Origin of the sequence: Microbispora sp. NPDC046933 (genome assembly GCF_040644635.1) — a bacterium.
Classification (GTDB): Bacteria; Actinomycetota; Actinomycetes; order Streptosporangiales; family Streptosporangiaceae; genus Microbispora.
Map to the genome: position 1 here is coordinate 149,044 of NZ_JBEYWW010000005.1, position 14,446 is coordinate 163,489.

8 protein-coding genes and 1 pseudogene are annotated in these 14,446 nt (G+C 66.8%); 4 read left to right on the top strand and 5 right to left on the bottom strand.

The features are described from left to right. Positions 1-97 precede the first annotated feature (97 nt). The gene (locus ABZ857_RS08685) at positions 98-856 is read right to left on the bottom strand and encodes a neutral zinc metallopeptidase (protein ID WP_357039740.1); all 759 of its coding nucleotides are present in this window, start codon (positions 854-856) and stop codon (positions 98-100) included. Between the two features lie 495 nt (positions 857-1,351). Between ABZ857_RS08685 and ABZ857_RS08690 the strand changes: the two genes are divergently transcribed. The 3 genes and pseudogenes from ABZ857_RS08690 to ABZ857_RS08700 form a co-directional block, all read left to right on the top strand. Then, positions 1,352-1,855, top strand: a complete 504-nt coding sequence (locus ABZ857_RS08690; RefSeq protein ID WP_357039743.1) for a hypothetical protein — start codon at positions 1,352-1,354, stop codon at positions 1,853-1,855. A 24-nt stretch (positions 1,856-1,879) separates the two neighbouring features. Continuing rightward, positions 1,880-2,116, top strand: a complete 237-nt coding sequence (locus ABZ857_RS08695) for an ATP-binding protein (RefSeq protein ID WP_357039746.1) — start codon at positions 1,880-1,882, stop codon at positions 2,114-2,116. A 47-nt stretch (positions 2,117-2,163) separates the two neighbouring features. Then, a pseudogene (locus ABZ857_RS08700) lies at positions 2,164-2,349 on the top strand (IS5/IS1182 family transposase); the annotation flags it as partial. A gap of 91 nt (positions 2,350-2,440) precedes the next feature. Here the strand turns inward: ABZ857_RS08700 and ABZ857_RS08705 are convergent. Together ABZ857_RS08705 and ABZ857_RS08710 are read right to left on the bottom strand one after the other, a co-directional pair. Then, positions 2,441-2,857, bottom strand: a complete 417-nt coding sequence (locus ABZ857_RS08705) for a hypothetical protein (protein WP_357039749.1) — start codon at positions 2,855-2,857, stop codon at positions 2,441-2,443. Positions 2,858-2,865: 8 nt separating this feature from the next. Next, positions 2,866-10,284, bottom strand: a complete 7,419-nt coding sequence (locus ABZ857_RS08710) for an RHS repeat-associated core domain-containing protein (protein ID WP_357039751.1) — start codon at positions 10,282-10,284, stop codon at positions 2,866-2,868. A gap of 419 nt (positions 10,285-10,703) precedes the next feature. Between ABZ857_RS08710 and ABZ857_RS08715 the strand changes: the two genes are divergently transcribed. Further along, positions 10,704-11,789: a Dyp-type peroxidase gene (locus ABZ857_RS08715; protein ID WP_357039754.1), complete on the top strand. Its 1,086-nt coding sequence runs from the start codon at positions 10,704-10,706 to the stop codon at positions 11,787-11,789. A 296-nt stretch (positions 11,790-12,085) separates the two neighbouring features. On the opposite strand, the gene ABZ857_RS08720 is transcribed toward ABZ857_RS08715, so the two are convergent. Both ABZ857_RS08720 and ABZ857_RS08725 read right to left on the bottom strand, forming a co-directional pair. After that, the gene (locus ABZ857_RS08720; protein ID WP_357039757.1) at positions 12,086-12,631 is read right to left on the bottom strand and encodes a hypothetical protein; all 546 of its coding nucleotides are present in this window, start codon (positions 12,629-12,631) and stop codon (positions 12,086-12,088) included. 424 nt (positions 12,632-13,055) lie between these two features. After that, entirely contained in the window at positions 13,056-14,048 is a 993-nt protein-coding gene (locus ABZ857_RS08725) for a glycoside hydrolase family 11 protein (protein WP_357039760.1), read from the bottom strand. Between the last annotated feature and the right edge of the window lie 398 nt (positions 14,049-14,446).

Sequence of the window (14,446 nt, forward strand, 5' to 3'; positions counted from 1 at the left end):
TCCCCGGCCGGCCGCGCCTGCCGGCGAGGCCCGCGCCGGTCGCCGGTCGCAGTTCGGGCGTCACTCAGGGCGTCCACGCCGCGGGATGCCCGGGGCCTCAGGCCACCTTGGCGGACGGCACGGTCCACGTGTTGCAGGAGGCGGGGTCTCCGGTCGCGAAGCCCTGACCGGCCCAGTAGGTGAGCGACTTCCTGCTTCCGGTGTTCTTGCCCGCCCAGTCACGCATGTAGAAAAGCATGTCGTCCCAGTCCTCCCGGCCACGGCGAAGGGACTTCCAGACGCTCGCGACGAAGGTGCTCGCGAGGCAGATGTTCTGCAGGTAATACCGCCGGTTCTGCTCGGCGTACTCCGCCTTGCTGCCGTAGGGAAGCTTGTTCACGGCGCGGTGCATGCCGGTGAGGTTCTGCACGTGCTCGCCGTACAGCGAGGCCATCAGGAAGAACAGGAAAAGGTCGTCGGGGTCCTCCAGGAAGTCCTTGTTCAGGACGATCTCCATGGTGCGGGTGGCTTCACAGTAATAGGTGCCCCAGTCCTTCCACTTCGCACCGCAGAATCTCGCCGGTGCCTTGGTGGCGTACACGACCCTGGGCGTGGACCACTTCAGGCCCGCCGCCTTGAATTCCCCGGCCCAGGTCCGGTTGAGGCAGGTGAGGACGCCGTTGAGGTAGCTTCTCGCCGATTTCGGGTCGAGCTTCTTGATGGGCTTTTCCGGGCACGCGCTGGTGGGCAGCGCTCCGGCCTCGTACAGGGCGTTCTCTGTGAGGGTCTTGTCCTTCACGGGGCGGGCGGCGGCGGAGGTGGCCGGGACAAGCGCGACCGCCGTCGCGGCCGCAAGCACGATCATGGTCTGTTTCACGGCCGACGAGGCTATAGGCAACGCGAAGCCAGGCGCAAAACGATTCGCAGCAATTTATCCGAGTCGAGATGTGACCGCGAAGAGCGCACCTATATCGACGGTGATCTCGCACAACCTCGTGACGCGGCAAAGGCGCTGACTCAAATGCTCTCTGTGGTGGTGCGGGAGGACGGGAGCGGAGGCGGCCGACCCTGGGCGAGGTAACCGGACACGCTGGCGTATCGCCGCGCTCGCCAGGAGTGGCACCGAGCCGCCGAACACCCAGATTACGGATACTCCGATAAGAAGTACGTCGTTCCAGGAGACCCGCCGTTGCCTCTACAAACCAGGCTCGAAGTGGTCCGAGAGGCCCCGTTGACGAACCAAGCGAAACCATGATCGCATCGTCAAGACCCACTTGGTTGAAGAGAGCTTCCACCGGAGGGAAGGAAACCACCTCAGCCCACGTCGGCCACCCTTGGCGTGCATGTGATTACTCCATGTAACCTCCTGGCCATGACAACGATCGATCGCGGAACGCTTCTGGAGCTGGTCCGCAACCGCCCCCTGCTCGCAGCAGAGCTCCTCGGGGACGCCCTGGCTGCTGACGGTGAAGAGGCGAGCGATGAGGAGACGCTCCGGCGGCGATTCCCCCGGCTGGAGCTCACGAGCACGGACGAGCCCGCCCTCGCCGCCCGCTACCGCGAGATCATCACCGACGCGCGCAGGGCCCGCAGGCACCAGGCGGAAGCCGTGTTCGAGGGGTTGATCGCGTTCCTGCGTGCCCGCATCGCCGAGGATCTCGACGCGTACCGGGCCGCGGACGCCGGGAAGCCCGACTCACACAAAGTGGAGCAGGACCTGGCCGCGAAACGGAACCGCGTGGATTTCCTGGAGTCCGTGCTCGTCAACGAGCTCTACCTGGCGCTCGAAGAACACGCCCAGGCGGAGCACCTGCTGAAGCTGGAAGCATTCGCGTACAACTGGCACACCGACTACCAGGACGACTGGCAGCCCTGAGCACCGCACCCACCGCGCCAATGAATGGTGCGGGGAATTGACGCGCGGCTGCGGCGGCTGCTCTCCGAACCACTCGACAACGCCCGGCGACACGCCGGCACTCTTGTCCTCGTCCACGTCCGGCGTACGGCCGACAACGCCCAGCTCGTCGTAGCCGGCGACGGGATCGGTGCGGAGGACCGGGAGCGGATCTTCGACCGCTCCACCCGCCTCGACGCCGCCCGCTCTCGCGACGGGGCGGCACCGGCCTCGGCCTGGTGATCGTGTGGAACATCGTGTACGCCCACGAGGGCGAGGTGCACGCGGCACCGGAGTGCTACGGCCCTTGGAAGACGGTCCACAACCGGCATCGCCGCTGGTTACTGGACGGAACGTGGGCCCGTATCCTCGACCGGCTCCGTGCGGGGTGCGACGAGGCCGAGGGCAAGGACTGGACCGTCAGCGCCGATTCCACCATCGTGCGCGCGCATCAGCATGCGGCGGGGGCACGTCGTGTCCCCTCCGCCGATGCCCCTTCCAAGGAGTCGTCCCTCCCTCCAGGTGGCCGACCCAGAGCTCCCAATACTCGGCGCGACCGACCCGTACTTATGCCATTGCAGCGTGAATGACCTGCGTCCCATCACGAACCGCGTCAAGCAAGGCCTGGTACTCGCGATCACCGCATTCCGCAGATGGGTTCTCAAGGGTGCGCAGGTAGGCCTGCCAAAATTCATATATCGTGCCGGCGACGTTGCCCGGCAACACAAGAAGTCGTGGATATTCACCTTCACGGAGTGGGCGCCGACCGGGATCCTTGTACCACATGTTCAGCCTGGCCATTGCAGAGATCCACGAACCGACCAGCTCGATGAGATCATTCCCGACAGTCGGGCTTGCCAGAATTGAGAGGGCAAGGTTCAGCGACGGCACCGGCGTGGGCACCGTCAGCTCTTCCGGTGGTGTCCAGCTTGGCGGCGGATCACGAAACTCCCGCATCCAATCAGGAAAATTGTCGACTTCCATCACCTCCTTCAGAAGTTAGTATTGAACAGCCACGACAGAATGCCGCTGGTAGTTTTAGGAACTCCTTCAACCCCGCCAGCCCGAAGAATGTCGCCACAGTAAGTCAGGCAACTCTTGTGCTCCAGATCATATAGCCCAAGCATTCCTCGCGCCTGGTATACCTCCTGCGCGGCAAGGGCACCACCCGCCCTGGGCAGCGGGATCTCGATGATCCCGTCGGCTCCGGGCCCGCCAGTCCAGGTTCGGGAGAATGCCTTCGTTCCAACGGTCCCCAGTTGATGCGTGTGCATCGAATCTCCCCCGAACTGGATCACTTCGATGGAAGCATGCCCCGCCTCACCTGGCGCTGCCGGCGGGTGCAGGTGGACACGCGCCAGCCCATCCGGCCCACAGCCACTGTTGTGAACGAGGATGGGGGTAGAGCCCGCCAGCACATGGTAGGTGTGCAGATGGGCGACGGTCAGGTTGTAGACCCGTGTGTGAGCGGTCTCCCTTGTGACCGCGGTGACCTGGACATGGGTGCCCGCGCCGGTGCGCAGCCACATGCCAGGCTTCAGCCGGTCGGCGGTAAGCCACTTTTCGAGGACCGGCTCCCAGAAGGGATGCCCGTCCGTGGCGGTGACCGTCCCAGTCGCGGTTCCGCCTGGGCCGTCCGTGTCGACGGTTATGTGGATGAGCTGTTTGTCGCCTTCCCCCGTGATGAGACCGGTGACCTCTTCGGGGCGGGTCTCGCCGGTCTCCGGGTCGGCGGCCAGCACCTTGTCTCCGACGCGTACGGCGGAGATCGGCTTGCGGCTGCCGTCGGCCATCACCACTAAGGTGCCGGCGGTGAAGCTGTTGAGCAGGCACCGCCCGAACTTGGGCAGCTTGGCGAACGCGCCGAACAGGCCGCCCAGCAGGCAGCCGCTCAGGGCCGCCCCACCCACGCCGCTCAGTCCCCAGTCGACCTTGCGGCCCGACAGGCGCTGGCTAAGGTAGTCGATTGCGCCGTCGGTGAGGCCTCCAACCAGGCAACCGACGACCAGAGGGTTGTTGCCGGAGGGGTCGGTGTAGTTCGTCGGGGAGTTCCCGGCGTAGGCGTACAGGTTGGTGCCGCCGGCGATTCCGATGGGGTCCTCGCTGATGAAACGCTGCAGCGTGGGGCTGTAGTAGCGGGCCCGGTAGTACATCAGGCCGGTGCCGTCGTTCTCCCGGCCGGTGTAGGTCAGGGCGTTGCCTTCCGGGTCGCCGCTGACGGTGGCGTTGCCGTACGGGTCGTAGGCGTAGGACGCGGTGATTTGGCCGGAGGCGTCGCCGAGCGCTAGGACGGAGCCGAGTGGATCGGTCAGGTACACCCGGGTGCCGGCAGGCGAGGTACGGGCGAGCCAGCGGTCGATGCCGCCGGAGAGCAGGGTCGTGCCGGGGCCGTTGCCGTCGGTTTCGGTTACGGGGTTGCCCTGACCGTTCAGGTAGTTGCGACTGTTCCCTGCGACGGTGCGGCGGTCCCGGTCCCCGAGGGGGTCGTAGCCGAAGGTAGCGCTCAGGCCGGTGCGGTTCAGGCCGGTGAGCTCGCCGCGGGCGTTCCAGTTGTAGGTGGTGGTGCCGTCATTGGTGAGGTTGCCGTCGTTGTCGTAGGTGAGGTTCTGGCCGTCTCGGCCGGTCAGGCGGTTGGCGTCGTCGTAGGTCAGGCCGGTAACGGCTTGGGGCAGGGTGATCCGGGCGAAGTCACCTGTGGCCTCGGCCAGGTCGCCTGTGGGGCCGTACACCTGGTTCAGCACGCCTTTGACGGTGCTGCCGTGTTTGTAGGTCACGGCCGTGACCCGGTTGCGCGTGTCGTAGGTGTAGTTCTGGCTCCAGGAGCCGGGCAGGTCGAGACGGTCGACGCGTCCGAAGCCGTCGCGGTGGACGTCGGTCTGCTGCGCCCCCTGGGCGATGCGGGTGACGTCACCGGCGTCGTCGTAGGTATAGGTGACCGGAGTTTGACCGATGGCGGTCATGGAAGCGAGCCGGTGCGCGACGTCGTAGGTGTAACCGATCGCGCCGTTCGCCGTGGTCACCTGGGTCGTGCGGTCGAGGCTGTCGTAGCCGAAGGTGGCCGGGGTGGTGGTCGCGGTGTCGGTGACCTGCTGTAACCGGTCGAAGGCGTCGTAGGAGAACGTGGTGCGCGACTCCGCAGTTGTGCCGCTGACGCCGTAGGAGACGCGGGTGGGCCGGCTCAGCGTGTCGTAGTCGATCTGAGTGACCGTGCCCTTGCGGCTCACGGTGGTGGCGGGGCGTCCCGCGGCGTCGTAGGCGGTGGAGGAGGAACGGCCCAGCGGGTCGGTGAACCCGATGACCCGGTCGGAGTCGTCGTAGTTCCAGGTGATGCTGTGCCCTCGGGCGTCGGTGAGCGTACGCAGGTTGCCGGTGTCGTCGTAGCCGAAGGTCAGCGTGTGGCCGAGCGGGTCGATGGTCTGGGTGACCTGGTTGCGCGAGTCGTAGACCACACGCGAGGTCGTACCGTTGGGAGCGGTCACCCCGATCCGGCGCCCCGCGGCGTCGCTGAAGAAGGTCGTGGTGGCGCCCGCCGAGTCGGTGGCGCCGGCCAGTTGGCCGTGGCGGTAGGTGAACGTCGTGGTCTGCCCGGTGAGATCGGTGACCGAGGTGAGCTGTCCGGCGCGGTTGTGTACGTAGGTCGCCGAGCGGCCCATCGGGTCGGTGACCGAGGCCAGGTTGCCGTTCTGGTCGTAGCCGAACTTCGTAGTCTTGCCCAGCTCGTCGACGATTTTCGTCGGCTGGCCGTACGGTCCCGTGTAGGTGACCTTGGCGGAGTCGGTGGCGTCCGCGGTGCCCGCCAGAGTGGTGGTGTGGGTGACGTTCCCCCGCGCGTCGTAGTGGTAGGCCCTGCGCCGTCCGAAGGGGTCGACGACGGCGTCCACCCGTTGGTCGGTGCCGCGTTCGTAGGTGACGGTGCGCGCGAACGGCGTGCCATATGCGGTGGTGTCGGTGTTCACCAGGCCGTCCGCGAAGGTGACGCGCCGCACCCTGCCACCGGGTTCGGTGACGCGCGTCTCGGTGATCTGGCCGTTCGCGTCGGTGGTGTAGGCGAAGTCGTACACCTGCCCGTCGGTGAGCGTCTGCCGCCGGACCCGCCCCGCGGTGTCGTACTCGTTGGTCAGGTAGGTGATGCCGCGGCCGTCCCTGGCCGTGGCGAGGCGTCCGGAGGAGTCGTAGGTGTAGCGGGTCACCTTGCCCGCGGGGTCGGTCACGGTCTCCAGGCGTCCGGCGGCGTTGTAGGTGTATCCGACTGTGCGGCCTATGTTGTCGCGGGCCTGGACGACGCGGTGCTGGGCGTCGTAGCTCAGCTTGATCCACTTGCCGCTGGGGGAGGTGATCTGCGTCAGGTCCTCGGTCGGATTGACGGCCCGGGTGAGCCGGATCTCGTTGCCGTACCGGTCCCGGATCGCGCTGAGCCGCGAGTACTGCGGGAAGACGTACTCGGTGCCGTCCCGGAGGGTCAGGCGCCAGTCGCCGACCCAGCTGCCGTTCCCCTTGAACCACACCCTCGAGCCCTGGAACTCCCCGGTGGTGCCGCGCGCCTCGAACACGGCGTCGGTGAAGCTGACGCCGGGCGAGGTCCGCACGTAGTGGACCTTGCCGCCGCCGGGGATGTAGAGGTCCACCTCGGTGTACTGGTCCTCCGAGTGGAGGATCATGCCGTAGCGGGAGGTGATCCCGGCCCCGAACTCACGCGACTCGACGTCGCCCTGCCACATGACACGGGTCACGTCGATCGGCATCACGTCGTCGACGGCGAGGTCGGTCCGGGTGTCGGACATCAGGCCCGACGACAGCTCCACCGGGTCGCCCGAGAGCCAGTCGGTGAAGTCCTTCATCCACTTCTTCAGCCACGGCGGGATGAACTCGGTGTTGAACATGGCGCCGTGGAACGCCCACACCTTGGTGCCCGGGTCCGGGACGACCTGGCGGGCGTCGGCGCTCACCCGGCCCTTGCCGTAGACGTACCAGCCGCGCCGCTCTGGATCGTAGTTCCAGAAGTCCACCCGCGTGCCGGCCGGCAGCTTGGTGTAGTTCGGATAGATGATCTGCGCCCCGTCGGGGAAGATGTACGTCCCGCCCGGCTGCACAGTGAAGTAGACCGGCACGATGCCGCGCTCGGGCAGCGGGAACGGCGGCCGGTCGATCGGGATCGGCGTGATCCCCAGCTCGGTCACGATCCGGCCGCCGCCGTCGCGGATGACCGAGCCGGCGGGGATACGCACCTCCAGTCCCGGGATCTTCGGGGTGCGCAGCACGGTCTCCGCGGTCGTCGGCGAGGGGAAACGCACCATGTGCTCGGTATCGAGCTGCTGCATCCAGATGGTGTACGGCAACGCGGTGGTCCGGTCGGCGGCCACCTCCACCTTGATCTCGTAGTGGCCGTACCTGACGCCCTTACGGCCCGCCGGGCCACCGTCGACAACCAGGGTTCCCGTCCCCGCGGGCGCTCCGATAAGCAGGAACCTGCCCTGGGCGTCCGTCTCCCCGCGTGCCTCGCCGAGCCGTACGGCGACGCGCGGCAGCGCCCGGCCGTCCACCGTACGGACCTGGCCCGACAGCGCGGTCTGGCCGGACGCCGCGGTCAACGCCTGCGCCGGCTGTGCGGGGCCGCGCCGGATGTTCCAGTCGAAGCCGCCCAGGTTGACGTGGTCCGGTTGCCATGACGGGCCCTTGCTCATCGCCTCCCCCGCCAAGGCCTGGACGTACGGAGGCGTGAGCCCCGAGGAGGACGGCACGGGCGTGGGTGTGGGAGTCGGTGTGGGAGTGGGAGCCGGCGCGGTGCGAGCCGCCGGCGCGGCGGCCGTCCTGGTGGCGAGCGCGAGGGTGACCGTTCCCGTGGCCGCGTTGCCGATGTCCACCACGACCTTGTAGGACCCGGAGACGGGCAGGGCCGGAACCGTGACCGCCCCGTCGGCGCTGAGCGTGGCGTACCCGCTCAGCTCGGTGCCGTCGGGTTTGATCACTGTGACGAACACGTTGCTTCCGCCGAACGACGCCACGCCGGACACGTTCAGCCGCAGAAGCTGCCCACTGGTGCCGCTGAAGGTGTAAATCGCGTCCTGCCCCGCCCGGGCGAGCGTGGCCGGCAGCGCCGCGCCGTTCACGGCCAGCTCGCCGGGCAGGACCGACAGGGAGCCGGTCACGGTGATGCTTCCTGTCACCCCGTACGCCGGGTCGATGACGAGCTGGTAGGTGCCCGACGCCGGGAGCGACAGCAGGTCCAGATCGCTCTTCGAGTACGCCGCGACGCTCCGGTCGTTGACCACGACCGTCCCGTCGGGCGCCACGAAATCGAGGTAGATCTGGTCGGTGAACGTGTTGGCGGTGAACCCGAAGTTCACCGCCTGCCCTGCCGTCCCGGTGAAGGTCAGGACGGCGTTCTGGCCGAGACGGCTGATCGTCACCGTCTTCGCGGGTCCCGTCGTGGTGACCTCGCCGGCGGCAACAGGAGTGGAGAGCGTCGCGGTGACGTTGCCCGTCCCGGCGTCGACGATGTCGAGCCGAAGCCGGTAGGTGCCGTCGGCCGGCAGCGTCAGGTCGACGTTCCCCTTGCTGTAGGCCACCAGGAGCCGCCCATCCACCAGGAGCGAGCCGTCCGGTCTGCTGATGTAGATGTAGGCGTTCTTGGTCAGCGTGGTGCTCAGCCCGAGGTTGACCTTCGTGCCGGCCGTCCCGGTGAAGGTGAAGACGGCGTCCTGGCCGGGGCGGGTGATCGACGCGGTGAGCGCGGAACCGTTCACCGTGAGCGGCCCGGCGGTGGCGGGAGGGGAGAGCGTCAGCCGCACCCCGCCGGTGCCGGCCGACGCGGGGTCGAGCCGCACGGTGTAAGTGCCGGTCGCGGGCAGCCGCGTGAGGTCGATGTCGGAGGCAGAGTAGATCTTCAGGAGAGTCCAGTCCACCAGGACCTTCCCCGAGGGGTCCTTGACGGTGAAGTTGGTGTCCTGGTTGAGCGTGTTGGAGGTGAGGCCGATGTTGGCCATCTCGCCCTCGGTGCCGCTGAAGGTCACTACCGCGTCCTGACCGGGACGGGTGATGGCGATCTGGGTCGCGGCGCCCGTGGGAGTCAGGACGGCGGTCTGCGCGGCCGACAACGTGAGGGTGACGTTGCCGGTTGACGCCTGGTTGGGGTCGATGCGGACTACGTACGTGCCGGACGCGTCAAGCACCGGAAGGTCGATGTCGGCGACCCCACCGCTGGTGACCTGATAGTCGCCGACCAGAACCGACAGGTCGGGGGCCAGGATGTCGACGAAGGCGTAGCTGGTCAGCGTGTTGGCTGTGAAGCCCAGGCTTAAATCGTCGCCCTCCTGGCCCGTGAAGGTGAACAGTCCGTCCTGACCGGGCCTGGACATCGCGGCGACCGACGGCGAGCCGTTCACGGCGAGCTGCCCGCCAGCCGGAGCGCTCAGGGTCACATGAACCTGCCCGGTGTCCGTCGCGACGTTGGGATCGAGCAGCAACTGATAGGTGGCGCCAGCCGCCAGACGGGTCAGCTCCAGATCGCGAGCCGGAATGCCGGACAGCTCGGCGACCACCTTGCCCTTGGGGCCGACCACCTGAGCCGTGATCGAGCTGCTGAAGGTCGAGGCCGTCAGCCCGATGCCGACCTGGCCGTCGTCGGGGGCTCGGAACACCACCAGCGCGGCCTTGCCCGCGGTGCCGACGCTGACCGCCTGGGGGGGGCCGCCGACCGTCATCGGGGTGACACTCTCGATGAGGGCCGCGTCGACGCCCGGGTAGGGCACCGAGAACCGGCCGGGCACCTGCGTACCGCCCGCGGGAGTGGTCACGAGGATGTCGCCGGTGGTCGCTCCGAGGGGAACCACGAACTGCAGGCTGGTCGCGGTGACCGCCGTCACCTCGGCGAGGGTGCCGTTGACGTCCACCACGTTGTTGGCGAGCACCGGGTCGAAGCCCGAGCCGGTCAGTGTCACGGTGGTGGACGGGGGCCCGGCCGTGGGCGAGACCGCGGTGACGGCCGGTGGCGCCGCGGCGACGGTGAATGTCTCCCCGGTGACCGTGGTGCCGCCGACCTGCACGCGTACAGGGCCTGCCGTCACCGCGGCCGGCACCTCCACTTGGAGCGAGGTGGGGGTCGCCCCGACGACCGTTGCCGTCGTGCCGTTGAAGGTCACCTGATTCGCCGATTCGGTGGCGGAGAAGCCGGTGCCGTTGATGGTGACGGTCGCCCCCGGCCGGCCGGAGGTGGGGACCACACTCAGCACCGACAGGTCGGTGGACGGGAAGCGGTCGACGCCGAGCAGGTTCCCGGTGGGGTCGTAACGGTAGCGGGCCGTGTCCCCTGAAGGTTGGGTTACCCCGACCAGACGTCCGGCGGCGTCGTAGGCGTAAACGGCCGGACCGGGTTCTGGCCCCGCGGCGACATCTGCGGCTCCTGCGAAGCCCACTTTCACGGGATGTGGTCCAGCGGTGGGAGATTTCGGGACGGCGGCGTTTCCAGAATCGACATGGGCCGGAGATCGCGCTGAATCTGATCCTGAGGCCGAGTGGCTCGGAATCGACGGCAACGCCATGCTCAGGCTGAGCAGAGCGGCAACGACCGTGAAACGTCCCCGTATGCGCATGCCCCGTCCGTCCGCAGAATCTTCGAGGGCCGGTCGCCCCGCACCTCTTGACACATTGTTCAATTCGCTTGAAGATCGCTGTCGACAGGAGGGATCATGACATAAGGCACAACTTCCAGCAAGAGCTGATTAGGAAACCCATCCTTTCGAGGGACGCGTGATCAAGAATTACATTCATGAGCGATCTACCAGGCGATTTTTATGCACGGCAGGATAGGGGGCGCCGGAATCGCCGTTCACTGATGCCCGAAATCTTCAATGGGCCGCTGTCCCGGCGGAAGGCGTTGACGACGGCGGGGACGGTGGTGGGCGGCGCTCTACTCATGAGCGGTAGCGGTGGGTATAGCCCGCAGGTTCCTCAGCCGATCATGCTCATGTCACCGCCGCCCACGTACGCGGAATTCACCGCCATCGACATCGGTGAGGCCACGTCGTTCTTCCGCGAACTCAGGGCCTCGATGCTGATGTTGCCCGCCTCTGTCGAGATCACCATCGGGCTCGGGGCATCGCTATTCGATAAGGGGGTGCCTTTTCAACGTCCCCGGCAGTTGAGACAGATGCCGTCATTCCCGGGGGACCTACTCGATCCCGATTTCACGCACGCAGATGTGCTGATTCAAATCTGCGCGGCGACGACGGAAGAGGCGCAGAGCGCAACTCAGGACCTGCTGAGCCGGATTCCCCACCACCAAATCCGATGGTCGGTGCACGGCTTCAGAAGGGACAACCGAGAGGAGAACGGCCGGGCGCTCACCCGCAATCTCTTCGGGTTCACAGAAGGCTACGGTAATCCAGATCGTCAAGACAGCCAGCGGGCGTTGCGAGAGATGATCCAGGTCCCCGATACGGCACAAGAGCCGGTCTGGGCACGCGCCGGCACCTACCAGGTGGTCCGGCTCATCCGACTAGCCCACGCGCTATGGGACGCCGACCCCGTGAACGTGCAGGAAAAGGTCATCGGCCGGCGACGTGACGGAACGCGCTTGGACGGGGCTGCCCCGTTCGCCAATACGCCGTTCACCGGAGACGACGATGGATCAATCACTCCACTGGACTCCCACGTTCGCCGAGCGAATCCCCGTCTGCCGGGAATCGAACCGCCTCGCATGCTTCGCCGCAGTTTCTCCTATAGTCGGGGCAGGGACGGCTTCGGCAATCTGGACGAGGGACTGTTGTTCGTCTGCTATCAGGCCGACCTGGCGCGTGGGTTCGAAGCCGTCCAGCAACGCTTGGCGGGCGAGGCTCTGGGCCGGTACACGCTCACGACAGGTGGTGGCTATTTTTTCGTCCCCGCCCAACTGAACCCCGACCGGTGGTGGGATGGCTGAGGTCAAGCTGTTCGGCCCGATCGCCTCCTTGCCGCAGGCGCGCTTGTCGCGTCCGCTCTTGTCGCCCCCGCCGCGCTGGTCGTTCCGGCCCACGCCTCCGCCACCACGGCTGCGGCGAGTTACTACCAGCGCGTCGGCAACCACTGCAACTGCATCACCCCGGGCGCCTACTGACGGGGAACGCAGAGAACAGCCCCGCCCTCCTTGGGCGGGGCCGGTACCGCAACTCGCTCGCCAACAGCGTTCACATCATCGAGGGGACGAACGCCAGCGTCGAGATGTGCAACGAGACGGGACTACAGCCAACCCGTCCAACTGCCCCCGGGGGTTATCTGCCACTTGTAGTGCCACATGTTGTCGGGACCGTAGACGGCGATTCCCAAGTTCCCTTTGCCGTCCGTGGCACACCAAACGCCCTGGCCGGAAGCGATGAGGCCACCGAGGCTGTGCCAGCCGCTCCAGTCACCAGCCGGCGTCGTCTGCCAATTGTGGTTGACATCCCCGCCGGCGGCCTTGACGAAGATCTCCAGCCGGCCGTCCTTGTTCCTGTTGCCGCACCAGCTGTCGTAGATCACTCCGCCGAGGCTCTGCGACGAGGACCAGGATTCGTCGGCGTTCTGCCACCGGTGCCAGAGTGCGCCGGGGTTGGTGTAGTACGTGGTCGCCGTGCCGACCCGGAAGATCTCCGGACGCCCGTTCAGGTTGTACAACGTCTGCGACTGTCCCGACGGGACGGTGTACCAGGAACCGTTCCACACCTCGTCGGCAGATGCCCGTATTGCCGGCACCACGCAGCAGAGCAGGACAGCGGTCACCACGACCGCCACACGTCTGCGAAGCATTTCCACTCCTTTCGTTGGCATGAAGCCGGGGGACGGCTTAGGCAGAGCATCGGACAGGCCGGTATAGGCGAGGTATAGGTTCTGGTGAAAAGCGCTGCGGCGCCTCAAGATCAGTCCTGTCTCCGGCAGGAGGCTGGACGCCATACGGCGCAATCAACCTGGTTGAAGTCTGGCGCCAGGCTGAAGGCCGTTGTGGCAGGTGAAGGTGCACACGTCAGACCTCATGCTGAAAGATCCTGACAGCGCGCTGACGGAATGCCGAGGTTCTGACGGACGTGAAGTTCGCTCCCGGCAAAGTGTGCCGGTTGGAGCGACGGAGGTGGTCAACGCCGATAGCAGGGCGGCCATCGGCCGCCCTGCTATCGGCCGCCGCGCCGCGGGTGTGGGCGCAGTGGTGCGAGTGTGGTGTGACGCGGGTGCGGGGTCAGCTCGCGCTGCAGGAGACCGTCGGCCAGGTCCAGTTGCCGTTGTGCTGGATCGTCACACCCCAGTTGTTGCCGCTGCCGTTGGGCTTGGCGGTCAGCACCTGAGAGCTGGGATAGCTGGCGGTGATGTTCCAGGTAGAGAGGATCTTCGCTGGGGACGGCACATTCATCGTCACGGTCCAGTTGTTCGAGCCGCTGACCGAGACGTTGAGGTTGTAACGGTCACTCCACTGCTGGCCGGCGGACAGCGTCGCGGTGCAGCCGCCGCCGGTCGGGGGCGGGCTGGAGCTGCCGGTGGGGGCAGAGCCGCCTATGGTGATGTTGGAGTTTCCGCTGCTCTGGTATCCCTCGGTGGCGAGGATCTGGTAGTCGTGGCTGCCCAGGTTCATGCCGTAGCGGGCCCACGCGTCGAAGTGGTTGCCGGTGGTGATGCTTCCGCCGGTCCTCTTCTGCTGCCGGACGCTCCAGTACTGGTTGAACGTCTTGTTGCCCTCGATGGAGGGCGCGTTGTAGCGGGTCGTCTGGTAGATGTCGTAGGTGCCGCCGTCGGTGGTGACGGTGCCCTTGTAGGTCCCCGTGGGCCGGTAGGTGCCCCAGTTGTCGACGACGTAGTACTCCACGAGCGGGTTTCTGGTCCACCCGTAGAGAGCCAGGTACGCGTTGCCGGACGGGTTGAAGCTGCCCGAGTAGGTCACGGTCCTGCGCCCGCCGGTGCTCCAGCCCTTGCCGGCGACGAAGTTGCCGGTGTTGCGCCATGAGGTGCTGTAGTTGCCGCCGGACCCCAGCTCCATGGAGACCGTTCCCTGGCTGTCGGTCCAGAACGAGTAGAAGTAGCCGTTGTTGGTGCCCGTCTGGTTCGTGGTCACGGCCGCGTGGGCGACACCGGGCAGCATCGCCACGGCCGCGGCCAGCACCACGGCGCAGGCCCGGCCGACCAGCAGCCGGACGCGGCCGCGTCTGCGGCCTTTCCAGTGAGCGGGGGCGTCGATCATGCGCGCTTCCTCCTCATGAAGGCAGGCGGGGGCCAGGCGGCGTACGACGAGTCGGCGGGGCCGTCAGTAGGCGGGTCGCGGCCACCGGACGTCAACGCCGCACACTTCCGAAAACTATCGGAATATTGACGAAAGTATCGGATCGGACTTGTCCAGTTGTCAATGATTCCCGCAATGCCGCCGGAGCCTTATGCTGGCGGATATATGCGTTATCGCTGGACAACGTCCACCATTAGGCCAGTGCAAGTCCCGCTAAGTCATCCGGAATCCGGATCGAAGTCCTTGAAAGTTTCAGTTTCATCCCGGGGCGTACCACCCCCGCTCCCCCACGGAAGGCGTGCGTACTGAATCGCCGGTAGCGTCCCGTGCCGGGCAAACATCGCGCGAGGTCCTCCGGG